The sequence below is a fragment of the Proteus sp. TSJ240517 genome (assembly GCF_047921575.1).
Taxonomy (GTDB): domain Bacteria; phylum Pseudomonadota; class Gammaproteobacteria; order Enterobacterales; family Enterobacteriaceae; genus Proteus.
Genome location: NZ_JBLRMH010000011.1, coordinates 113,833 through 136,485, shown reverse-complemented (window position 1 = coordinate 136,485; position 22,653 = coordinate 113,833). Strand labels below are relative to the sequence as shown.

At 36.7% G+C, this 22,653-nt stretch carries 22 protein-coding genes and 1 tRNA gene; 9 read left to right on the top strand and 14 right to left on the bottom strand.

What is annotated here, in order from left to right; genetic code table 11:
• Positions 1 to 649: 649 nt before the first annotated feature.
• The 5 genes from ACNARN_RS17200 to ACNARN_RS17180 form a co-directional block, all read right to left on the bottom strand.
• Positions 650 to 1,408, bottom strand: coding sequence for a glycosyltransferase family 25 protein (locus tag ACNARN_RS17200; protein ID WP_416304762.1), 759 nt, complete (start codon positions 1,406 to 1,408; stop codon positions 650 to 652).
• Between the two features lie 110 nt (positions 1,409 to 1,518).
• Positions 1,519 to 1,770 carry a hypothetical protein gene (locus ACNARN_RS17195; RefSeq protein ID WP_368888054.1) on the bottom strand — a complete coding sequence of 84 codons (252 nt, stop codon included), beginning with the start codon at positions 1,768 to 1,770 and terminating at the stop codon, positions 1,519 to 1,521.
• A gap of 214 nt (positions 1,771 to 1,984) precedes the next feature.
• Positions 1,985 to 2,061: transfer RNA gene (locus ACNARN_RS17190), tRNA-Pro, on the bottom strand.
• Between the two features lie 86 nt (positions 2,062 to 2,147).
• A complete protein-coding gene (yejM, locus tag ACNARN_RS17185; RefSeq protein ID WP_198620667.1) occupies positions 2,148 to 3,884 on the bottom strand; it encodes an LPS biosynthesis-modulating metalloenzyme YejM in 1,737 nt (578 codons plus the stop codon).
• A 26-nt stretch (positions 3,885 to 3,910) separates the two neighbouring features.
• Positions 3,911 to 4,138, bottom strand: a complete 228-nt coding sequence (locus tag ACNARN_RS17180; protein ID WP_004247042.1) for a YejL family protein — start codon at positions 4,136 to 4,138, stop codon at positions 3,911 to 3,913.
• A 155-nt stretch (positions 4,139 to 4,293) separates the two neighbouring features.
• Here ACNARN_RS17180 and yejK point away from each other — a divergent pair, with 155 nt between their 5' ends.
• A complete protein-coding gene (gene yejK, locus ACNARN_RS17175; protein WP_099074944.1) occupies positions 4,294 to 5,298 on the top strand; it encodes a nucleoid-associated protein YejK in 1,005 nt (334 codons plus the stop codon).
• 83 nt (positions 5,299 to 5,381) lie between these two features.
• On the opposite strand, the gene rplY is transcribed toward yejK, so the two are convergent.
• Positions 5,382 to 5,666: a 50S ribosomal protein L25 gene (gene rplY / locus ACNARN_RS17170; RefSeq protein WP_023581385.1), complete on the bottom strand. Its 285-nt coding sequence runs from the start codon at positions 5,664 to 5,666 to the stop codon at positions 5,382 to 5,384.
• Positions 5,667 to 5,810: 144 nt separating this feature from the next.
• A complete protein-coding gene (locus ACNARN_RS17165; protein ID WP_198620666.1) occupies positions 5,811 to 7,574 on the bottom strand; it encodes a DEAD/DEAH box helicase in 1,764 nt (587 codons plus the stop codon).
• Between the two features lie 182 nt (positions 7,575 to 7,756).
• On the opposite strand from ACNARN_RS17165, the gene rsuA reads away from it, so the two are divergent.
• The 3 genes from rsuA (at position 7,757) to ACNARN_RS17150 (ending at position 10,537) form a co-directional block, all read left to right on the top strand.
• The gene (gene rsuA / locus ACNARN_RS17160; RefSeq protein ID WP_100157926.1) at positions 7,757 to 8,461 is read left to right on the top strand and encodes a 16S rRNA pseudouridine(516) synthase RsuA; all 705 of its coding nucleotides are present in this window, start codon (positions 7,757 to 7,759) and stop codon (positions 8,459 to 8,461) included.
• A gap of 37 nt (positions 8,462 to 8,498) precedes the next feature.
• A complete protein-coding gene (locus ACNARN_RS17155) occupies positions 8,499 to 9,683 on the top strand; it encodes a Bcr/CflA family multidrug efflux MFS transporter (protein ID WP_198629764.1) in 1,185 nt (394 codons plus the stop codon).
• A 506-nt stretch (positions 9,684 to 10,189) separates the two neighbouring features.
• The gene (locus ACNARN_RS17150; protein WP_072062745.1) at positions 10,190 to 10,537 is read left to right on the top strand and encodes a YejG family protein; all 348 of its coding nucleotides are present in this window, start codon (positions 10,190 to 10,192) and stop codon (positions 10,535 to 10,537) included.
• A gap of 126 nt (positions 10,538 to 10,663) precedes the next feature.
• Here ACNARN_RS17150 and mepS read toward each other — a convergent pair whose 3' ends face one another.
• The gene (gene mepS, locus ACNARN_RS17145; RefSeq protein ID WP_100157924.1) at positions 10,664 to 11,278 is read right to left on the bottom strand and encodes a bifunctional murein DD-endopeptidase/murein LD-carboxypeptidase; all 615 of its coding nucleotides are present in this window, start codon (positions 11,276 to 11,278) and stop codon (positions 10,664 to 10,666) included.
• A 362-nt stretch (positions 11,279 to 11,640) separates the two neighbouring features.
• Positions 11,641 to 12,348, bottom strand: coding sequence for a phosphatase PAP2 family protein (locus ACNARN_RS17140; protein ID WP_196533108.1), 708 nt, complete (start codon positions 12,346 to 12,348; stop codon positions 11,641 to 11,643).
• A 347-nt stretch (positions 12,349 to 12,695) separates the two neighbouring features.
• Between ACNARN_RS17140 and ACNARN_RS17135 the strand changes: the two genes are divergently transcribed.
• Positions 12,696 to 13,007, top strand: a complete 312-nt coding sequence (locus ACNARN_RS17135; protein ID WP_109372856.1) for a hypothetical protein — start codon at positions 12,696 to 12,698, stop codon at positions 13,005 to 13,007.
• A gap of 266 nt (positions 13,008 to 13,273) precedes the next feature.
• The gene (locus ACNARN_RS17130; RefSeq protein ID WP_198620664.1) at positions 13,274 to 13,603 is read left to right on the top strand and encodes a hypothetical protein; all 330 of its coding nucleotides are present in this window, start codon (positions 13,274 to 13,276) and stop codon (positions 13,601 to 13,603) included.
• Between the two features lie 141 nt (positions 13,604 to 13,744).
• Here ACNARN_RS17130 and yeiP read toward each other — a convergent pair whose 3' ends face one another.
• The 3 genes from yeiP to ACNARN_RS17115 form a co-directional block, all read right to left on the bottom strand.
• Positions 13,745 to 14,317, bottom strand: a complete 573-nt coding sequence (yeiP, locus tag ACNARN_RS17125) for an elongation factor P-like protein YeiP (RefSeq protein ID WP_088493223.1) — start codon at positions 14,315 to 14,317, stop codon at positions 13,745 to 13,747.
• 160 nt (positions 14,318 to 14,477) lie between these two features.
• Positions 14,478 to 15,719, bottom strand: a complete 1,242-nt coding sequence (mtr, locus tag ACNARN_RS17120) for a tryptophan permease (RefSeq protein WP_196533110.1) — start codon at positions 15,717 to 15,719, stop codon at positions 14,478 to 14,480.
• A 290-nt stretch (positions 15,720 to 16,009) separates the two neighbouring features.
• Positions 16,010 to 16,426, bottom strand: coding sequence for a nucleotide triphosphate diphosphatase NUDT15 (locus tag ACNARN_RS17115; protein ID WP_198629765.1), 417 nt, complete (start codon positions 16,424 to 16,426; stop codon positions 16,010 to 16,012).
• Between the two features lie 188 nt (positions 16,427 to 16,614).
• On the opposite strand from ACNARN_RS17115, the gene fruK reads away from it, so the two are divergent.
• Entirely contained in the window at positions 16,615 to 17,553 is a 939-nt protein-coding gene (gene fruK / locus ACNARN_RS17110) for a 1-phosphofructokinase (RefSeq protein ID WP_196533111.1), read from the top strand.
• 72 nt (positions 17,554 to 17,625) lie between these two features.
• Here the strand turns inward: fruK and nfo are convergent, their stop codons facing one another.
• Positions 17,626 to 18,468, bottom strand: coding sequence for a deoxyribonuclease IV (gene nfo, locus ACNARN_RS17105; protein WP_198620660.1), 843 nt, complete (start codon positions 18,466 to 18,468; stop codon positions 17,626 to 17,628).
• 166 nt (positions 18,469 to 18,634) lie between these two features.
• Entirely contained in the window at positions 18,635 to 19,729 is a 1,095-nt protein-coding gene (locus ACNARN_RS17100; protein WP_198620659.1) for a YeiH family protein, read from the bottom strand.
• Between the two features lie 184 nt (positions 19,730 to 19,913).
• Between ACNARN_RS17100 and yieE the strand changes: the two genes are divergently transcribed.
• Both yieE and ACNARN_RS17090 read left to right on the top strand, forming a co-directional pair.
• Complete coding sequence (gene yieE, locus ACNARN_RS17095) at positions 19,914 to 20,807, top strand: DNA-binding transcriptional regulator YeiE (protein ID WP_100157915.1); 894 nt, start codon at positions 19,914 to 19,916, stop codon at positions 20,805 to 20,807.
• A gap of 118 nt (positions 20,808 to 20,925) precedes the next feature.
• On the top strand, positions 20,926 to 22,413 hold the full coding sequence (locus ACNARN_RS17090) for an amino acid permease (RefSeq protein WP_160230198.1): 1,488 nt from the start codon (positions 20,926 to 20,928) through the stop codon (positions 22,411 to 22,413).
• Positions 22,414 to 22,653: the final 240 nt, after the last annotated feature.

The window sequence follows — 22,653 nt, the reverse complement described above, 5'->3', positions numbered from 1 at the left end:
AATAGGGGAAGATCCTTTTATAACAGTGTAAATCTCGATTTCTGAATATAATTGGGTCTATATCTTTAAATATTGAATTTAGGCTTTTTTATTTGTAGCTAATTTATTATTGAAAACTCATTTTTCATTTCATTATTATGTGGTAGTGAAAGGGCTGTTTTATTACTTTAGGTATCTCTATGAATGTCAATTTCGACTTGTTTGCTGAAGAGGTCAGGAGAGAGATAGCTAGGCGTAGTTTGCATGAATTTATTCAGTATATAAACCCGGAATATATCACAAGCCACTTTTCAGAAACGGTGTGTAATGCGTTAGAGCAATTTTTGTTAGACATGATGGATGTAAGAGCGCCCTAAGTTAATCTTAAGTGCGCCACCTTAGGGTGCTACAGGGATTATTATGAATTGGTTATCATCTAGTTCCGGTGGATAACAAACAAGAACAGCAACATTTCCGAACCCATTTCCAAATCAATGCTTGAATGTATCGATTTCATGGAGCAAAACCACAAGTCAAATGGAATATCCTTGTAGAATAATTAGTTATGATCGCACTGGTGTTCGTTATGTTGCTGATTGTTCTGGTGAAGTGTCTATTACTGCAATTGGGTTTTAATAATTATTATCTATGCTACCCTAATTTAGGGTGGTTACATTGTTTTTATTCTTTTAACCCAGCTACGAATAAAAATTCTCCAAAGAAAGGCTCTGAGTTTTACATATAAATTTCTATTTTTATATTGTTCATTAAAGAATGCTATTCTTTTTTCTAATGTTATTGAGCGATCGCTTTCTAATGTTGATACTTCTGATAAAGGGGTAACATCAATCACATGTGGAATAATTGCTTTTAAGTTAATGGCACCATGCTCTCTCATAAATCTCCACTTATCAGCCTCAATCCAAACTGGTGTTAAAAAATTTAGAAGGTTATTGGCAGCTTTGATATTGAGCATGTATCCATAGGCATAGTCTGCATCAATAACATTAACTAAATTATATTTGGTGGAGAGTTTTGTCTTAAATGTATCAATATATTCGTTTACTACACTTAAAAGATATACATTAGGTTTATGTTTATTCTTATAATTATAATTTTCAATTAAATTATATGATTCAATAATATTCTCATTCAGTAAGGCATCATCTTCTAGAATTAATGCTATATCTATATTATCTTTTATCATTTTTTCATATATTTTTATATGACTTAATGAACAACCAAGAACTCCATGAGTCATACCATGCTGATGGAAGTCCTTGCTTAGGATGTTGATTTCATCTTCTGATAAATTTTTTCCATTCACTGCTTCAATAAACTCTACATTTAACCCAAGTTTATCAGCTTGATGTTGAATGGATGTTTTTCTTTCTTTATCTTTTGGTAAGTTGATAACGAATATTTTCATAAATCTTAAAATATAATGGTTTTTATATAGTTATTCTAAAAGGATATGATTGAAGTGACAATGGATTCGATGGTATTAATTTAAATATCAGGTTAAATATACTAGTTATCTTAATTCTTCATTTTGAAGCTATCTCTAAAATACCTCTCTAACTTCTCAAACAAATCCCTCGCCACATCCTCCGTCATATAGGTTCTCATCGGTTCTCGCTTAACATTCTTCATTTCAAATGTATTTTCATCAAACCTTGGATCAGAAAAGATAATGTCCATAAACAGATAACCATAAGGGTTGTCTGCTGATAAACGAGCCTCTTCTAACTGAGCAATATATTCCGCATTATTGATTTCTAGTTTAATCATGATATCATCTATTTTACTGTGTTTTTGTACAGTAATTTATATAAGGTAACGAACAGAATAGCAAGGAGAAAAGGGCAATTTTATGAGCTAAAGAAAGGGTGATTTTGAGAGATGATTTGTCGTCGTTTTACCAGAGTTTTACCAGAGTTTTACCAGTGACAAATTCTAGACATAAAAAAACCAACCATAAGCGGTTGGTTTTTCTAAGGAATTTTGGTCGGCATGATAGGATTTGAACCTACGACCCCTGACACCCCATGACAGTGCGCTACCAGGCTGCGCTACATGCCGTTTGTGCTCTGTATATTACTGTTTTTGACTGCTAAAGCAACCCTTTGCTAATTAAGTGACGTAATTTTATACGTCACTTAATAGTGCTAGCGTTCAATAAAACGCTTCTGCTCAGCCAGAACTTGCAGTAATAATTTTAAATCAGGTTTTGCAGAGCTGATCTCTTGTCCTGATTTATCAAATAAAGCATACCGGCCATTCTTATCTATCAACAAAGTATTATCTTGTAAAAAGACGACAAATGCCTCTTCATCACCTGTAAAAATCCATGGATGATTACGGGTGCTTGCGAATAAATCTTCACCTTGTGAATAGTTATCAGCTGGACTTATGACATGTAAAACATGCTGCATTAAGGTTGTCATAATATCTTGATGGCTTGTCATTCGATCAATAACCTGTGGCGTCATATTTGGCCAATGTATCATCAATGGCACTTGTGACTGGCTTAAATTAAATGTGGTCTTATTTGAAAGCCATTGATTAATCTGCTTCTTATTGTTGTCTTGATGATAGCTAGAAGTGACAACTACAACAGTATTATCTAGCACTTTGGTTTCTTGTAATGTCTTAAATATTGTCTCAAGTTGATCATTTAATGTGGTGCGTTGAGACGCATTATTGGTGTGACCATTAATTTGTAAGAAAGAGAACCAAGGGGTTGTTTGGCTGTTTTTGACCAGCCAATTGCTCCAACTATCAATTGTGGCATTGTTATCACCACTGCGTGATGTTGGGAGGGAGAAATCTGATAGCACAGCTTGTTTAAACAGTGGCGTTTGGAAACCATTAGTTGAAAACATTGCTAATTGGTAGTTCCGATAACTTAGCGCATCGAAAAGTGCAGAGTTTTTTCTGCTACTTAATACACTGTCTAAATAAGAAGGTGAAATACCATAAAATAGGCCAAATAATGCAGTGTCATTATTAATGCCTGATGAGTAATGCTTTGAAAAATAAAGATTATTTTTTGCGAATTGTTGCAGGCTTGGTAATTCAGGCACTTCTTCGTTACCTAAACCATCGATGACAACCACCAGCAAGTTATAAGAATAGGTATTCTTGGCATAGATTAATGGAGCAAGAGGATAGGTGATCCCTTGTGCTGCTGGGTTACCCTCACTGATAACACGTTGCTCATATTCTGATTGATTAATAAAACCATGACGTTCAAGGAATTTACGCGCCGTCATTGGATACGATAGCGGTAAATTAGCTCGTTGCATGGTGATTGGGCGATAGAAGTTAGCATCAGCCCAAATTGACATAGAGTGAGATAATATAAAGCAAGTAATAAAGACACCCGCTAATGGTTTACCCCAACGTTGGCGATTTAAGCTGCGTAATTTTTGCCAACTCCACGTTGCAAAAAGCATTTCAATAAGAAAGATGATGGGAATGCCAATAAAGATAAGTTGCCATTCACGCGCCATTTCACCTTCATCTGGATTAATCACGAGATCCCAAACAAGTTGAGTCAAATGGAGTTGAAATTGCTGGTAAACGGCGATATCAAAAATAAGGATAGTTAATCCAGCACTGGCAAGGGCACAGGAAATGACTCTAAGTAGCCGTTGAGAAACCGCTACGAAGGTGAGAGGGAAAAGGATGAGTATATAGATAGCAAAGACAATAAAACTAAAATGTCCCATCCAACTCACAATAGCGTAAAAACGACCAGCAAAAGTTGCAGGCCAATCAGAAATAAACAGGTAACGGCTCCCAAGCAGTAAGCTTAGAATAATATTAAATAGCGCAAACCAGTGACCCCAACTGATCATTTGGGATACTTTTTCACGATAGGACTGAGGTCTCGTTACCATGTCTATAAATAATTTTTCTATGTTTATTAGTGAATATTGCCTTCATCAATTGAAGCACGCAATGCGTGAACAAAAGAATCAGCAATCAGCATTCGTTGAGCAGGGGCAATACTTGTATTGATTAAGTTTGTCACCATGTTCCCCAACACCATCAAAGAAAGATCTGTAGGAGTATGATGTTTTTCAAGAACGCTGACAAGTTCTGCAAGTAATTGCTCAACTTGTTCATCACTATAACGGGATTTTTGTGGCATAAAATCTGAATTCCTACTAAATGAATAAAACGCTATATATTACCGTATTACTAGGCCTTTTTCCGCTATTAAATTAATTAATTTTCCCTTGATACTGAAAGTAGGGAGTGTTTGAATACGCGCACGAGAAAGAGACGCAATAGAAGAGGACGACCATGAGTCTAGATATTAACCAATTAGTTTTGCATCAACTTATTAAGCGAGATGAGCAGACATTAGAAGTTGTGCTACGTGATTCACTCTTAGAAATTGAACCCGTTGTTCAGGAGATGATTGAAGAGTTGCATCGTGTATACAGTGCAAAAAGTAAAGCTTATGGTCTGTTTAATGAAGAAAGTGAATTAGCAGAAGCGCTGCGCTTACAGCGTAAAGGCGAAGAAAACTTTTTAGGTTTTTCACGAGCAGCAACCGTGAGACTAAAAGATGAATTAGCAAAATATCCTTTTGCAGAAGGTGGCACCGTTCTATTTTGCCACTATCGCTATTTAGCGGTGGATTACCTTTTAATTGCTGTACTTAGTAGTTGTAACAGTATGTGGGTAAATGACAGCCTTGATGTGTCATCAACGCGCTATTTAGATATTCCTCATGCAGACATTATTGCTCGTATCGATTTAACTGAATGGGAAACGGCGCCCGACTCTTTACGTTATTTAACGTTTTTAAAAGGTCGTGTTGGACGTAAAGTCTCTGACTTCTTTATGGACTTTTTAGGTGCTCAAGAAGGTTTAAACGCTAAAGTTCAAAATAAAGGCTTATTACAAGCGGTTGACGATTTTTGTGAAGCCTCAGAAATGGGCAAGCAAGAGCGTCAAACTTGTCGTGAGCAAGTATATAGCTATTGTAACGAGCAATTACAATCGGGCGAAGAAATTGCCTTAACAGAGCTTGCCGAAGAATTACCGTCTTTGGGTGATCAAAACTTTGCTCAATTTACTGAAGAAAAAGGCTATGAGTTAGCTGAAACATTCCCCGCAGATCGCAGTACGTTACGTCAACTGATGAAGTACTCAGGAAGTGGTGGTGGATTAACAGTGAATTTTGATGCGAAATTATTAGGGGAGAGAATATTCTGGGATCCAGCAACAGATACGCTCACCATTAAAGGTACACCGCCTAATTTACGTGATCAGCTACAACGTAGAGCATCAGAAAAATAATTAAATAGTAGAAACAAATAACGCCACATTAAGTGGCGTTATATGCTCGGCGTCCCGAAAAATAAAGCTCGAAGGGTGGCTTATTAAGCGCGCAGGAAGTCGATATGAGTAATTTTTGGTTTATACTCGTGACGTTGCACTGCTTTAACTTTAACTTTAGTTTCTTTGCCATCGATAACCAGGTTTACGAAATCTGAATAGAATTCTGATTTGTGCTCTTGGTTGATAACTTCGTTGTGATCTAAATCGATAGCGATTGGCTCTTCATTTCCGCCATAAACGATAGCAGGAAAACGGTTAGCCACACGCAGGCGGCGGCTCGCACCCTTACCCTGCTCTTTACGTACAGTTGCTTTGATAGTTAACATCTTTTTTCTCTTATAAAAAAGAAAGAAAATACATACTTGTTACAGGCGACCCAGCAACAAGCTCGAGATTTGGTTTATCTAAAAATAGATAAAGCGGGGCGCATTTTAACGAAAAAGTCCTCTAACAGCAAATATAAATCCAGATTAATATAAGGTATCTGCTTTTCGGTAGCGGCCTGCATAGTCAAAAATCTTATTTCTTATCTTCCAGAAGCTCTCTTTTTTACCTTTATGGGCGACAATAAAGTCGGGGTGACGTAACAAATCAAACTGTTTAATAATGTCGTTGGCATCATGCCAAACAAAAGGAACACCTGGTGCGCGTTGATGTTCACGTAAAAATTTTAATTCAAATACTTTTCGTTGAGCTGGGGTGGTTAATCGAAAACGTTCAGAGACAGACGTGCCTTCTTCATCGTAATAATTAATTTCTAACCATTCACCTTTAACATCATTTCCTGACTTAAATTGCATTCCACCACAGCGTAGAACTAATGCCCCTTTGAGTTTTAATGCCGCTTTGAGCATATCATCAGGATCAACCAAGATCTCATCGCAATGAACACAGCGACGTGCTGCAATATCATTTTCTTCATTACAATGAGGACACAATTTAAAGCGGAAACGAAATTCACATTGCTGTTTTTGCCCTTGTTCATTGAGTTCCCAACCTTGGCAACGGCGACCATAGTGTTCAATGATATCCCCATCAGCATCTACAATTCCCCAAAAGGTATTGGCAAATTGGCAAATAGGACAAAAAACTTGTACCGGCTGACTATTTGGATTGGGTTTTTTAGTACCAACTTCGGGTAGATAGAGATCATGAGGATTACCTGCATAATCTAAAATCAGGCATTCTGTTTTTCCTGCAAATAATCTTAATCCCCGTCCTACAATTTGCTGGTATAAACTCACAGACTCAGTGGGGCGTAAGATAGCAATTAAATCAACATGAGGTGCATCAAAACCTGTTGTTAGTACGGCAACATTGACCATATAACGTAATTGTTGCTGTTTAAAACGGGAAATAAGATCATCACGTTCATAAGAGGGGGTATCCGCACTGACTAATGCTGCTTCATCTTGTGGTAAAAGAGAAAGGATCTCTTTTGCATGTTCAACTGTCGCCGCAAATATCATTACTCCTCGGCAATTTTGCGCATATTCAATAATTTGAGCGACAATATGAGGCGTAATACGTTTTTGTCTCTTTATTTCACGGTTTAGATCTTCTTCATTAAATATCCCATTTTGACTTGTTCTTACTTGGCTAAAGTCGTATTGCAATATAGGCATATCTAGGCGAGTTGGTGGAACTAAAAAATGATTGCTTATCATATAGCGTAAAGGCAATTCATAGATACAATCGCGGAAAAAGCAGTTTTCATCGCCTCTGATCATACCGTGATAATGATATTGATAAATCCAACCCGTAGGTAAACGATAAGGTGTTGCAGTTAATCCTAAGATACGTAATTGTGGATTAATGGATTGCAATTGTTTAATGACTTGCTGATATTGGCTATCTTCAGACAAACTAATGCGATGGCATTCATCAATAATAAGAAGAGAAAAAGTATCACTAAACCGCGATAAATTACGGGCAACAGATTGCACACTACCAAAAACAACTTTCCCGCTACTCTCTTTTTGTTGTAAGCCAGCAGCAAAAATATCTGCAGATAGACCATAAGCCTCATATTTGCTATGGTTCTGTTCTACTAATTCTTTTACGTGTGCTAACACCAATACACGTCCGCGTGCTCTTTTAGCGAGTTCTGCAATCACTAAACTTTTCCCTGCGCCAGTAGGTAATACAATTACCGCAGGTGTATTGTGTTGGCGAAAATAAGAGATTGTCGCGTTAACAGCGTCAAGTTGATAAGGTCTGAGTGTAAAAGCCATAACTCTGCATAAGAAATCAAACGGGGCGTCAGCGTAACATTTTTTTATAGGTAGCGCGAATAAGGGGGGGAGTAAAGAGCGTGATAGTTTATTTATAAATTAATTAGTTGTTTTATTGTTAATATTCATTTTTAATAGATACCTCATATCAGATGGTATTCTTCCATTTTTCAGAGAAATTCATGCGATTAGATAAATTTTTATCCCAGCAATTGGGTATTAGCCGTAGCTTGATCCTTCGTGAATTAAGAGCAGGGCTTGTAACAATTGATGGCGAAATGGTGAAAAGCGGTTCAACCAAAATTGCACCAGAGCAAGAAGTAGCTTACGACGGTAATGTCTTAACTCAAATTTTAGGGCCTCGCTACTTTATGTTGAATAAGCCAATTGGCTATGTATGTTCAACAGACGATCCAGTTAATCCAACTATCCTCTATTTTATTGATGAACCTTTGGCTCATAAATTACATGCTGCTGGGCGTTTAGATATTGATACAACAGGACTTGTTTTATTAACGGATAATGGTCAATGGTCACATCGTATTACGGCACCAAAACATCATTGTGAGAAAACCTATCTGGTTACGTTAGAAGAGCCGATTGGAGAGGGTGTTGCTGAACAATTCCAAAAGGGTGTTCAACTCAACGGTGAAAAAGACCTAACAAAACCCGCCACGTTAGAAATTATTACGCCAACAGAAGTCAAACTTACTATTAGTGAAGGCAAATATCACCAAGTAAAACGTATGTTTGCAGCAGTGGGTAATCATGTAAGTGCATTACATCGTGAGCGTATTGGTGATATTACATTAGATGAGACTTTAGCTGAGGGCGAATATCGTCCATTAACAGAAGAAGAGATCAACAGCATTCACTTACCTCAATAATTATTATTTATCCTGTCGTTTTTGGGAGTTTATCTGCGTGCAACAGCAACGTTCGTCGTACTTTAGTCTCATTTTAATACTGGGACTTATTTCCATGCTTATGCCATTGGCTATAGATATGTATTTGCCAAGTTTACCTACTATTGCGCAAGATTTTGGTGTGCCAAGTGGCAAAGTACAAATGACATTAAGTATCTATATTTTTGGTTTTGCTATTGGGCAATTAGTCTATGGTCCTATGGCTGATAGCTTGGGACGTAAGCCTGTCATTTTGGGCGGCGTAATTGTTTTTGCTTTTGCCTCTAGTGCATGTGCATTATCTGAATCAATAGATGTGCTAATTGGTATGCGCTTTTTACATGGTTTTGCAGCAGCTGCGGCAAGTGTTGTTATTAATGCATTGATGAGAGATATGTTCTCTAGAGATGACTTCTCTAGAAGTATGTCTTTTGTTGCACTTGTTATGACTATCGCACCTTTATTAGCGCCACTATTAGGTGCTTGGGTGATGAATTGGTTTTCATGGCATGCTATTTTCTGGAGTATCGCGATAGCCGCCGTGATTGCATCTGCATTAATTGCTTTTTATATTCCAGAAACATTACCAAAAGAGCGTCGCCAACGCTTTAGCTTAAGAGTGACATTTAGCCAATTTATTAGTCTGTTTAGAACACGTCGTGTCCTTTGCTATATTTTGGCTTCAGGTTTTTCTTTTGCTGGCATGTTTTCATTTCTTAGTGCTGGCCCTTTTGTCTATATCGAATTGCATGGTATTCCCTTTGATCAATTTGGATTATATTTTGGCTTTAATATCATCTTCTTAATTGTGATGACAAGCATTAATGGGCGATATGTTCGTCGATTTGGTGCGTTGAATATGTTACGCCTAGGATTAACTATTCAATGTATTATGGGGATCTTTTTATTGCTGGTGGTCGCTCTTAATTTACATTTCTATTTCCTTGTTGTGGGTGTAGCAATGTATGTGGGCGGGATCGCAATGATCACATCGAATGCGATGGCCGTTATTCTTGATGACTATCCCCATATGGCAGGAACGGTTTCTTCTCTCGCAGGAACAGTGCGTTTTGGTGTTGGTGCGTTAGTTGGAACGGCTATTGCTATGCTACCAGCAAAATCAGAATGGCCAATGGTAAGCTCTATGGCATTCTGTGTACTGTTTGCTATGGGGTTTATTTTGCTTGCTCGTCGTTATAAATAAGAACATCACGCTATAAATAACAGAAATTTATAGCGTGCTCCTCTTTTCCTGTCTCTATTTCCTCTAAAAACACCACATTTTCCTCTGCTGTATTTCATGAATCGTTTCAAATTAGTGTGATTTTTTGATTTGAATCAATACCTGATGTTGTTTTTTTGTTAAATTAAGTAAAATTTATTTTAATAATCATCTATTATTGTTTTGTTGATATGAAGTATCGTGATAAAAATTGATGGATTGTTTTACATGAATGCGTAATATTTTATATGGTTGATAAAATGTTAAATAAATGGAAGAATAATTGAAGAGATTAAGCATTGTAGGCATGAATATCTGCAAACGCTAAGCTAAAAGAATGGTTTGATACGTCTCTTCGCTTTTTTGTAAAGCAATTGTAATATTTATGTTCTATGATTAACAAAGTTCTAATATGCGTGTGAGCAAGTCAGTTCAAACTCGTATTGATGATGTATTAAATTAACGTGTTGATGAAACAGGATTGATTTGTGGATAATGTACAACTTTCGGTAGTTCATAAGCTGCCGCTGAGTTATCGGTGGCTAGCAGGCTTTGCAGGCACAAGAGTAGAAATACTGCCTGAAAATGATGCTGGAAAGCAAAATACGCTAATTGGCTTAAAATTATTAAGTCATGATGGTATGACACTGGATGAAGCAATACAGAATTTGCGTCAGTATCTGAGTAATCTCCATATTGATAGCGTTGTGATTGAGTGGGATGGAGCTCCTTGCCTTTTCCTTCATAGCGACGATGAATGTGCTGCATTATGTTGCTTAAAAAACGCGGGTGTCGCTATTGCAGAGCCATTCCCAACGGCATATTCTTATTTATAACACCTAGTTAATGTTATAAAACCAATGTAGTTACTGTGCGGTTTAAGCATGGCCAAGAATATAAAAAAAGCCTCATTATTTATTTTAATGAGGCTTTTTTATTGCAATAAGATATAAGGGAATTAATTATCTTAATACATTTTGCGAAAGGTTGTTTTCAACAAGCGCTGCGTCATTTTTGTCAATAACACGTCTTGCTGCATAAAAACGTTTGTTCCAGTAGACATTAGACATTTCTGACACTGTTACACCATTGCTGGTGGATGCATGTACAAATTTATCATTACCGATGTAAATTCCAACATGGCGCATAGTACGGCCTGTTTTGAATAGAACGAGATCGCCTGCTTGTAATTTTGATTTATTAACCTGGGTACCAGAGAACTGCTGGTCTGAGGTCGAGCGAGGAAGTTCTACACCGAATTGGTCAAGAAAGGTTCTTTGTACAAAGGCAGAACAGTCGATGCCTTTTTTAGTATCTCCACCTAAACGATAAGCGACGCCTTTCCAGTCTGCATATTGGTCAAGTATCTTAGATTTTATATCGAGATTCTTCACCAATGATTCAAATTCATCTTGTGATGCTTGGGAAATAGATGTGCTTGATGATGTATTAAGTGGGGTAGTGCTTGAATTCGCTAAGCGTGAATTTGCGTTCTGTGAGCTACATGCTGATAGCGTAGCTACAACAATGAACGCCGGTATGAGCTTAAGCATTCTCATATACGGTTTTGTTCTCATTGTGACAGATTTCCCTTACATCCTTACGTGCAGAAGCGCACATGAATTATTCACCAAATAACCAGAGAATATAGTGTAATTTAACTCTGGCAACCCTATTTCGCGAAAAACGTGCTCTAAAGCACGTAAATATCCACATTAAACAATAAATAATGAAGAAACCAGAAAAGTGTACAGAAAGAGGGGCTAAATGGCGAGAGAAAAGGAGCTTAATTTACAAAACATTAGATAATAAAGTGCTAATACTTAAAATAGATCTCATTTTGTCATAATAATATCATTTAATTGTCAAAAAAATGACCAAAAGAATAAGTGCAATATTACACTTATTCTCTTTTAATAAATTAAATGTGTTTTCCCTTTTATTTTTTAAAAGGAAGATATTTTTCTAATTGTCTGACAATAATATCTGATAATGGTGTAATTAATAACCAACTTGTTGTGATTAAAGTTAAAGAAATAGAACCAACTAATATATCTGATGCCCAGTGTGCACCGGCCATAACTCTTGGTAATGAAAATACGACAGTAATAAGAAGAGCACATAAGAAAGAACGAAACGAGAGATAACGTAATATAAAGCTACAGAAGATAAGTAGCATCAAACCATGATCGCCAGGGAAGCTATCACCTGAGGCATCTTTTGTAGGAATACCAGTCACAACGCCCACTCTATGCACATCTTGAAAATGAAGTGTTGGGCTTGGTCTTTCAATGGGAATATTTTGTCCCAATTGATTAATCAGCACTGCACTTATTACCATCACTAATCCCACAATGACAAGATGGCGTTTACCCATATAATCTTTTTTACGGAATGTATTGTAATAAAGTGCACCCATCGCCAGCAAAATAACTAAATCAAACTTCCTATTATTGGTATAAGCCACAAAAGAGGCAAAAAAAGTATCAGGTAAAATGTGCTGATTAAAAAAATAAAAAATATGAGTGTCAATTGATAGCCAAAATCCATGTTGTGCTGGAAGATACCAAGAGAAAAAAATAATTAGACCTGCAAGATTAAGTAGAAAAATAGCGAGTGCTTTTTGGTGAAAATAAGAAAGTTTCATAATAATAAAATGACAAATTTTGCGTGTGTTTGGTGATCTTGATCACAAAAAGTTTGAGTTTAATTATAGAACTATAACCAAAATAAAAAAATAGATCTTTGCAATTTGCTGTTTGTGTAAATGTTATACTTTAGTTTCATTTCTGTTGGATTTTTTCATGCTCACTTAACTCAAATTTAGAATATTTTTTCTTGATACTCGTAATTTGAGTATTATATAATTTTTTTCTATTCTTTAATTAAAGATAAAAGTTAAATAAATAAAGTAACAAGCCGATATTAGTTAGGACTTTAATAACATATTGGCTTGTGGAATTTACACACCCCAATAATCATAGGAGGCTAGTTTTGAATAAGTTATGTATTGCTGCTACGTGCTTAACTTTATTATTAAGTACACCTACTTTTGCTAAGGAAAATAAAGTCATTGGTTCCGGAACTATAACTTTTGTTGGTGCAATTGTTGAGGGCAATTGCCTAATGGATACAGAGAAAAACACTTTTAAAACAAGCTGTTGGAATGGAACTGAAATGCAAGAATCTCAATATCAGTTAGAAAGGAATAAGCACTTTAATTCTAAATTGATTAACAACAAAGGCTCTATGGATATTAAATGGATTAATGATAATTTAGCTGTAATGAACATTGTTTATAATTAGTTTCCCATAGACCTAATAATAAAAATAATTGTATTAATTAAATAAAATTTTAATGCTTTTATAGAATTGTTATTAAAGTTAAAAATATTTGACTTAAGTTTAATCAACGTTGATTTCTTATTTATAAACATCGAACACTTATATTTGATAGACATCAAATATTCCTCTTATGTCTATATGAATGTCATATTTTATTGCTATGATGAAAATATGTCGGGTAGGTGTGATCCTCATACCTGCTAGCGCAAACAAGAAGTGAGGTCGTTATGAGAAAATATCTGACCGTAGTATGCAGTCTTCTCGTTTCCAGTTCGATATCATTAGCTTGGGCATCTGATCCCATGCAAACAACAGGGCAGATTTATCTGCGGGGTGCGATTGTGGATCCTGCATGTGAGATGAATTTCACATTTGATAAAGCTGAATACCAATGTTACAAACACAACAAAGTGTTTACATCTACTCAATCTATTGTTCCTGCGTCTTTTGATAAATCCCAACAAACTATTATTTTGCCTCAAGATATGGGCAAGGCTGAGATCCGTTGGATGGATGATATCCAAAAGAATGGTGTTATTGACGTTCACTATTTTTAAGGTGTCTGTGGGTAGACAGAGGTAGGTTGCAAAAGATAAACAAGTCAAATAATCGTTTGTCACATTGGGTTTCTTACGATTATCTGACCTATTTAAAGCAACATTAGCTATACGCTAATGAGTAGGGTTTCTGACTGTTGATTAGTCAGCTCGGCCCATATAGCGACGTTCAGCAATATGAATACGAACTTTATCGCCAGTAGAAAGGTATTCAGGAACCTGAATAACTAACCCTGTTGGCAATGTTGCAGGTTTAGTACGAGCACTTGCAGAAGCGCCTTTAATACCTGGAACAGTTTCAACAATTTCCATATCAACAGTTTGTGGCAGTTCTAATGCTAAAACTTGACCATCCATTGTTAATACTTGCATTCCTGCTAAGCCTTCCTCAGGAATAAACAGTAATTCATCTTCAATTTGATCTTTTTTGAAGGTATACGGTGTGTAATCTTCATTATCCATAAAGATATATTCATCACCATCAATGTAAGAAAAGCTCACAGCACGACGTGTTAAGCTGATGGTATCAATCATATCATCGCCTTTAAAACGCTCTTCTACTTTTTGGCCTGTACGGATATCAGTAAAACGCATTTTGTACAGTGTACTTGCACCACGAGCACTTGGTGCTTGGATGTCGATATCTTTTACCAGTAATAACTTGTTGTTATAACTAACAGCCATACCACGTTTAATTTCATTGGCTTTTGCCATATAAAACCTTCCATTAAATAACATTGACGATAATGGCGACAAAATTACTCGCAGTGCAGAAACTTGGCAAGTTATTCGCACATTTTTTTATAAGATTTGATGAAAAAACAAAGCCAGCTGAAGTGGAGCTGGCTTTAGATACAGGCTTTTAGAAAAGAAATTAACGGTAGATAGGCAGAAGATTAAAGTTCGCTAAAATATGTGCGCTGGCATTGATAACACCAAACAAAATGACGAATCCAATCATAAACATACCACCGGGCGCTTTAAAGCTTTGACTTTGATTACGTTCACGACTCGCTTTTGCCATTAATGCTGGAATAATCGCAGCCCAAATGGTTGCTGCCAGTCCTGCAAAACCAATGGCATATAAGAAACCATCAGGAAAAATAATTGCCAAAATAGTCGGTGGTATAAACGTTACTAATGCAGATTTAAATCGACCACTTCTTGTATTTGAAAACTTAAAAAAGTCTGCTAAGTAATCGAATAATCCTAATGACACTCCTAAGAATGAACTTGCTAGTGCCATATAAGAGAAAAAGTCTAATAACATTGATACAGAGGCATTGGCGGTTGTTGAACGCATTTGTGCTAATAAGTTACCAATATTCCCACCATCAGCAATTACTTGTTTGAAATCTTCGCGAGGAATATTACCTTGTACAACAAACTGCCATAAAATATAAATTGCCAGTGAAATCAATGTACCAATAAGCAAGCTTTTCATAACAGCTTTACCATCTTTACGGTAATACGTCACTAAGCCTGGGATATTGCCGTGATAACCAAATGAGGTCAGTAAATAAGGTAATGCGGCTAAAGCATAAGGCAAGTAGCTTGCATTGTTTTCGTTAGTGTTAAATAACACTGGCATTTTTACTTCCGTAAATAGACCGCCAATAGCTAACACAAAGGCAATTACCATACCACCAATTAAAATGGTGCTTAATCTATCCACTGCGCGTGTTGATAACCAAACAAAGAAAGCAACAATTAATGCAAAGACTAAACCAGCAATAGCTTGAGGGACGCTTATCACATTTGCAAAGTTTTGCACAATAATGGAGCTACCCGCAGAAATATAAGCGTAAGTTAAAATATAAAGAACAAACGCAATAGATAGTCCATTAATGGTGCTCCAACCTTTTCCTAATAAGTCTTTGGTAATGGTATGAAAGCTTGAGCCTAAAGGATAATGAAGGTTTACTTCTAAAATCATTAACCCCGACATAAATAAACAAAACCAAGTGTAGATCAAAAGGAAAATAGAACCGGTAAACCAGACACCGGAAGTCACAATAGGAATGGAAAACATGCCTGCACCCACAGCGGTGCCAGCAATGATCATTGCACCACCAAGTATGGATGGGCGCTTTGTTATTGATGTGACTTCTGACATAGGATGTCCTTATAAAATTGACTCAATGTACTAGCTTGATGGTGTAAAGAATACACTTTTGCTATAAAGGTGTAAATAGAGGTTATTGTGCTTTATAAAAGAAAAAAGTGAGTAAAAATAATACAATAGGAGAAGGTGATTATATAAATCAATAGATTAGAGTGAGAATTATTAGAAATGATAAAGAAATATCGCTATAAAAAAGTGAAAATTTGCGCAGAAATAGATAATTCAAACATTATTCTGAACAAAAAAGATCCAGAATAATGAAAGTGATAGGGCGTTTTTAATTAGCCTTGATAAAACTGCTTACTTTTCCATAATGCAATAGAATTGCGACTGGCTTCAAAGTGTGGCTCAGGTAAATCATCAGGTGAACACCAGCGAAGTTCAGAACATTTATCTGGTTCCATCAATTTAGGTTCGTCACCTTGATGTTGTGCGATCATACAAATAGAAACTGTGTGTTTACCTTCTAATTGATAAGTTTCTAGATTATTGCTAATACCAATCACTTGTGGCTCAGTGATCGCAATACCAATTTCTTCTTCTATTTCTCGAATAGCACATTGCTCAAAAGTTTCACCTTCATCAACATGCCCACCAAAAATTGACCAATAAGGGGCATGTTTTCCACAACGTTTTCCTAATAATACTTCACCATTTTCATTAGTGATAATTACACCAACGCCGACTACGACTGACATTTGAGACTCCTTTTTTCTTTTTTATATAGTTAATGTATAAAATAAGTCGCTTTTTACGGGTGATATTCTCCATTGAGGATGAATAGAGTGCAAGGAGAACCAGCTCGATTTCACTGAATAAAAGGTTAATTGATGCTATAAATAACACCCTAAATATTCATAATAAAAAATGATTGGGGAGTGAAGGCATGAGTCGCCGTGTCGCTACGATCACCTTAAACCCTGCTTATGATCTTGTTGGTGCTTGTCCAGCTATTGATGTAGGTGGTGTTAATTTAGTCCGAACTGCTGGACTTAATCCTGCGGGTAAAGGCAATAATGTCGCGAAAGTCTTACGTGATTTAGGTATCGATATTACTGTTAGCGGGTTTATGGGACGCGAAAATCAAGAAGAGTTTCAGCATTTCTTTAGTGAAAATGGTATGGCGAACCGTTTTTATCTAGTGTCGGGACGAACACGCATAAATGTAAAGCTAACTGAAGGAAAAGGGCAAGTCACCGACTTTAATTTTTCAGGATTTACAGTATCACCACAAGATTGGCAGCGTTTTGCAACAGATTCGCTTAATTGGCTTGGTCATTTCGATATGGTGGTTGTCAGTGGAAGTTTACCTAATGGTGTTGATCCTGAAGCTTTTACCCAATGGATGATTAAGTTAAGAATATTATGCCCATGCATTATTTTTGACAGCAGTCGTGATGCTTTAGTCGCAGGGTTAAAAGCGGCACCTTGGTTGATAAAACCTAATCATCGTGAATTAGAAGCGTGGGTTGGACATTCATTAACTGAAATGGCAGATATTATTAAAGCTGCTCATCAATTGCGAGATAAAGGCATTGCGCATGTTGTTATTTCACTGGGTGAAAGAGGAGCTTTATGGGTAAATGCATCTGGAGCATGGCTTGCAAAGCCACCACATTGTGATGTGATAAGTACCGTTGGTGCTGGGGATTCAATGGTTGCTGGATTAGTCTATGGCTTATTAATGAGCCAAACGAGTGAGCATACATTGCGCCTTGCAACCGCTATTTCTGCGTTATCAGTCAGTCAGCCTGATGTAGGAATAAAAGACAGAAGCCAGCTTGCTGAAATGATGACTAAGATTGAGTTAACACCTATTAAATAAAGTAATTTGCGGTTTATTGTTATAAAGCGAAAATTGGATAAACCGCAAAACTCATTACTGTTAGTGCTGTTATTAGTATTGTTGTGATTTCAACCAAGCAATTTCGTCAGGCCAAATATCAGGATTAATGGTTTCTAAAATCAGCGGAATACCATCAAAACGTTTATCTTGCATAATATAACTAAAAGGCACTTTACCAATATTACCTTCACCTAAACTATGGTGGCGATCTACACGACTGGCTAATTCACTTTTTGCATCATTAAGGTGCATCGCTTTTAGGTATTGAAAGCCGACAATCCTTTCAAATTCAGCGAATGTTTTTTCGCAATCTTCAATTGTTCTTAGATCATAACCTGCGGCGAAAGTGTGGCAAGTATCAATACAAACGCCTACACGAGATTTATCTTCTACGCCATCAATAATGGCGGCTAGATGTTCAAAACGATAACCTAGATTTGTTCCTTGCCCTGCTGTATTTTCAATTACGGCAGTGACATTTTTAGTTTTTTCTAAAGTGATGTTAATTGATTGGGCAATTTTTTGTAGACACTTATCAACATCAATCTTATTTAAATGACTTCCTGGATGGAAATTCAGTAACTCAATACCCAGTTGTTCACAACGCTGCATTTCATCTAAAAATGCATCTCTCGATTTTTCGAGAGCATCTTCTTCAGGGTGACCTAAATTAATGAGATAGCTGTCATGGGGTAAAATTTGAGAGGGGCTATAACTATAAAGTTCGCAGTTCTTTTTAAATTTATCAATAACTTCTGTGGATAATGGTGCAGCTTTCCACTGGCGCTGATTCTTAGTAAAAAGGGCAAACGCAGTCGCTTTTATTTCATGTGCGCGTAATACCGCCTGATCGACGCCACCAGCAGCACTGACATGTGCGCCAACAAATTTCATTCTTTCTCTCCTTAGATTTATTTCACACCATGATAACAAACATACAGCGTATAACATCATATTGAGATGATAAAAGCAAAAAAGCGCAACTAAAAATAGTTGCGCAATTGAAAAGTACTTCTCAAGGCGAAATTTTAAAGGGAATTAATTTTTATCGATATTCCTATTAAGACATCAACACAGTTTGAATAAAGATATTAATCATTGCCCCACCAAGGGTTAACCAGAAAAATAAGAATAATGCTAACAATAACGGTTTGACGCCCGCTTGTCGGATAGCACTGATATGTGTTGTTAAACCTAATGCCACCATAGCCATTGCTAATAAAATGGTATCGATAGTTACAATATAACTAACAATAGACGCTGGAATTAAATTCAAAGAGTTAAAACCCGCCATTAAAATAAAGAATACGGCAAACCAAGGAATAGTAATTGGGCTTTTCTCAGTAGATTGCGCGCCATTGTTTGCCTTGCTTTTCTTTTTACTTAAATAAGCTGAAAGAATAATTAAGAATGGTGCTAGCATCATTACACGGATCATTTTACTAATAACCGCTGCATTTTCAGCATCAAGACTAATTGAGTGCCCGACGGCGACAACTTGAGCCACTTCGTGAATTGTTGAACCTGAGAAAATACCAAAGGTTTCTTCTGTAAATGGTAGCCAGCCTGCAAATGCATTTAAGTGATAGAACCAAGGGTAAAGAAAAATACCAATAGTCCCGAAAATCACAACAGTAGAAACCGCAACAGCGACTTGGCTTGCTTGTGCTTTAACAACAGGCTCTGTCGCCATAACAGCCGCAGCACCACAAATACTACTACCTGCACCAATCAAGATGACAGTTTGTTCATCTAAACCGAAATATTTGCGACCAATCCACATAGCAATAAGAAAAGTCGATATCAGCATAATGGCATCTATAATTAAACCTGTTGCACCTACATCTGCAATTTGCTGAAAAGTCAGTCTAAAACCGTACAAAATAATACCTGTACGTAATAAATAGTGTTTGGCGAATTTGACACCTTCGTCACTATAAGGTTTGGCAACAGGATAAAAGGTATTACCCACAATAATACCGAATAGGATAGCCAGTGTTAATGCACCTAAACCCATGCTAGAAAACCAAGGAATATCACCAATATAAATAGCAAGCGCAGTTAATACACCTGTTAGTAATAAACCAGGAAGCCAGCGATAGACTGGAGTAAAACATTTTTTCGCCAATGTAATAGGTTGACTTTGCTCTGACATAGAAAAACCTTGCTTATATGAATTTTGCATAAGCATATAACAAGCAATCTTATTTATTAAACTCATTATTTTTATAATAATAACCAGTAAAACTAATATAGGTGTATTTTCTTAAATGTACTTGGTATGTTACTGGTTTGTGGATAGTATGTTATTACAATGACAGCTCAAAGGTGGAATGGATATGCGAATTACGTTGCGGCAACTGGAAGTCTTTACTGAAGTTCTCAAGAGTGGTTCTACAACGCAAGCATCACAACAGCTTGCTTTATCTCAATCTGCTGTCAGTGCATCTTTAACTGATCTCGAAAGCCAACTAGGCGTACAGCTTTTTGACAGAGTGGGAAAACGGCTTGTCACAAATGAACATGGGCGATTACTTTATCCCAGAGCATTATCTTTACTTGAACGAGCAACGGAAGTGGAGCAGTTATTCCAAGCTGGAAATGGTGCTTTGCGCATCGCTGCAAGTACAACAATAGGTAATTATATTTTACCTCAAATGTTGGGGAATTTTCATCGTAACTATCCTGATATTCCGCTAGAAATGAGTATTGGAAATACCGAAGAAGTCGTTAAATTAGTGAGCGAATTTCGTGTTGATTTAGGGTTAATTGAAGGTGCTTGTCAAAGCTCTGAACTCATTAGCCAGAAATGGCTTTTAGATGAAATGGTTATTTTTTGCTCACCCGATCATCCGTTAGCTAAAGCACCAAAAGTGACTTTAACTGATTTACAGTCGGCTCCTTGGATTTTACGAGAAAATGGTTCGGGAACTCGAGATGTACTTAACCATCTTCTATTTGCTTCTTTACCGGGCTACCGCATTGAAATGGAATTAGGTAACTCAGAAGCAATAAAACACGCCGTGATGTATGAAATGGGGATCAGCTGTTTATCTCGCCGAGTCATTGAAGAGCAGATCAATAATGGCTCATTAAAAGAGATAAAAGTAGAAGGGCTGGCCTTACAACGTACTCTATATCTTGTATATCATCGTCAAAAACATGTCTCTGATGCATTGAAAAAACTTCTGACGTATTGTAATGCTGAACACTTAATCGGCAATTTTTCATAAATTGCTAATAATTGACGCCCGATCATGAAGGTATCTTATAATCCCAGATCCTTGCTATTCACAAACGACAGATTTGCTACAATCCTCGTTAGAAAAGTGAATATAAAAGTGGAATGTTATGTCAGAACAACAAAATAGTACTGCTGATTCGGGCGCAGTACGCACTTTGCGCCGAGAGTTAAAAGCGCGACATTTAGCGATGATCGCTATTGGTGGTTCAATTGGTACAGGGCTTTTTGTCGCATCTGGTGCAACTGTTGCTCAAGCAGGGCCAGGTGGGGCATTACTCTCTTATGCTTTAATTGGATTAATGGTCTATTTTCTAATGACCAGCCTTGGGGAATTAGCTGCATTTATGCCTGTTTCCGGCTCATTCTCAACATACGGTTCTAAGTATGTAGAAGAAGGTTTTGGTTTCGCATTAGGCTGGAACTATTGGTATAACTGGGCAGTTACAATTGCTGTTGACCTTGTTGCTGCACAATTGGTGATGCTCTATTGGTTCCCTGATGTTGATGGTTGGATCTGGAGCGCTCTATTCCTTGGCGTTATTTTCTTACTCAACTATATTTCTGTAAAAGGATTTGGTGAGGCAGAATATTGGTTCTCCTTAATCAAAGTTTCCACAGTAATTATCTTTATTATTGTGGGTATTGCGATGATCACTGGCATTATGAGAGGTGCCGAAAACGCAGGTTGGCATAATTGGGAAATTGGTGATGCACCTTTTGCGGGTGGATTTGCCGCCATGATTGGTGTTGCCATGATTGTTGGTTTCTCATTCCAAGGCACAGAATTAATTGGTATTGCGGCGGGTGAATCTAAAGATCCAGCTAAAAATATTCCAAAAGCTGTGCGTAAAGTCTTCTGGCGTATCTTATTATTTTATATCTTCGCGATTTTAATTATTAGCTTAATTATCCCTTACACTGATCCTAATTTACTGCGTAATGATGTAGGTGATATTAGCGTTAGTCCATTCACATTAGTCTTTAAAAATGCGGGATTATTATCTGCGGCTGCCATCATGAATGCGGTTATCTTAACAGCGGTACTTTCTGCTGGTAACTCAGGCATGTATGCATCAACGCGTATGCTGTTTACATTAGCAAGAGAAGGCAAAGCACCAAAATGCTTTGGTAAATTGTCTAAAAATGGTGTACCACGCAATGCGCTTTATGCGACAACGGTTGTTGCTGGTCTATGCTTCTTAAGCTCAATGTACGGAAACCAAACTGTCTACTTGTGGTTATTAAATACCTCGGGAATGACGGGTTTTATTGCATGGTTAGGTATTGCGATTAGCCACTACCGTTTCCGTAAAGGGTATGTTGCACAAGGTCGTGATTTAAATGACTTACCTTATCGCTCTGGCTTCTTCCCAATTGGTCCTATTTTTGCCTTTATATTGTGTTTAATTATTACATTAGGCCAAAATTACCAAGCTTTCTTAGAAGATACGATTGATTGGTATGGTGCCATTGCAACCTATATTGGTATCCCATTATTTTTATTAATTTGGTTTACTTATAAGATTGTGAAGAAAACCCGCTTTATTCGTTATAACGAAATGGAATTTCCAACACATATTGCGAATAAAAAATAACCTCTAAATTAAGTTATTAAAACGCCCGTTTTGTGATCAAAATCACTATAAAACGGGCGTTTTTTTATTTTTTTAACCAGTCAATTATAAAAAATATACAAAAATTCTAATTATATTAGTAATCGCATTGATAATAATTATTATTTGCTTTATTGTTAGCACATAATTTATTTACTGAAAAATAAAATGATGGCGCTATTGGTTGTAAATAATATGCTTAATGTAATGAGTCTGATAATA

Bases quoted from the DNA above. Each gene is read 5' to 3' on its own strand.
- rplY (WP_023581385.1), bottom strand. From the start codon at position 5,666: ATGTTAACTATCAAAGCAACTGTACGTAAAGAGCAGGGTAAGGGTGCG.
- rsuA (WP_100157926.1), top strand. From the start codon at position 7,757: ATGCGATTAGATAAATTTTTATCCCAGCAATTGGGTATTAGCCGTAGC.
- nfo (WP_198620660.1), bottom strand. From the start codon at position 18,468: ATGAAATTTGTTGGCGCACATGTCAGTGCTGCTGGTGGCGTCGATCAG.
- yeiP (WP_088493223.1), bottom strand. From the start codon at position 14,317: ATGGCAAAAGCCAATGAAATTAAACGTGGTATGGCTGTTAGTTATAAC.
- ACNARN_RS17100 (WP_198620659.1), bottom strand. From the start codon at position 19,729: ATGTCAGAGCAAAGTCAACCTATTACATTGGCGAAAAAATGTTTTACT.
- yejK (WP_099074944.1), top strand. From the start codon at position 4,294: ATGAGTCTAGATATTAACCAATTAGTTTTGCATCAACTTATTAAGCGA.
- fruK (WP_196533111.1), top strand. From the start codon at position 16,615: ATGAGTCGCCGTGTCGCTACGATCACCTTAAACCCTGCTTATGATCTT.
- yieE (WP_100157915.1), top strand. From the start codon at position 19,914: ATGCGAATTACGTTGCGGCAACTGGAAGTCTTTACTGAAGTTCTCAAG.
- mtr (WP_196533110.1), bottom strand. From the start codon at position 15,719: ATGTCAGAAGTCACATCAATAACAAAGCGCCCATCCATACTTGGTGGT.
- ACNARN_RS17195 (WP_368888054.1), bottom strand. From the start codon at position 1,770: ATGATTAAACTAGAAATCAATAATGCGGAATATATTGCTCAGTTAGAA.
- ACNARN_RS17165 (WP_198620666.1), bottom strand. From the start codon at position 7,574: ATGGCTTTTACACTCAGACCTTATCAACTTGACGCTGTTAACGCGACA.
- ACNARN_RS17090 (WP_160230198.1), top strand. From the start codon at position 20,926: ATGTCAGAACAACAAAATAGTACTGCTGATTCGGGCGCAGTACGCACT.
- ACNARN_RS17140 (WP_196533108.1), bottom strand. From the start codon at position 12,348: ATGAAACTTTCTTATTTTCACCAAAAAGCACTCGCTATTTTTCTACTT.
- ACNARN_RS17200 (WP_416304762.1), bottom strand. From the start codon at position 1,408: ATGAAAATATTCGTTATCAACTTACCAAAAGATAAAGAAAGAAAAACA.
- yejM (WP_198620667.1), bottom strand. From the start codon at position 3,884: ATGGTAACGAGACCTCAGTCCTATCGTGAAAAAGTATCCCAAATGATC.
- mepS (WP_100157924.1), bottom strand. From the start codon at position 11,278: ATGAGAACAAAACCGTATATGAGAATGCTTAAGCTCATACCGGCGTTC.
- ACNARN_RS17115 (WP_198629765.1), bottom strand. From the start codon at position 16,426: ATGTCAGTCGTAGTCGGCGTTGGTGTAATTATCACTAATGAAAATGGT.
- ACNARN_RS17180 (WP_004247042.1), bottom strand. From the start codon at position 4,138: ATGCCACAAAAATCCCGTTATAGTGATGAACAAGTTGAGCAATTACTT.
- ACNARN_RS17130 (WP_198620664.1), top strand. From the start codon at position 13,274: ATGAGAAAATATCTGACCGTAGTATGCAGTCTTCTCGTTTCCAGTTCG.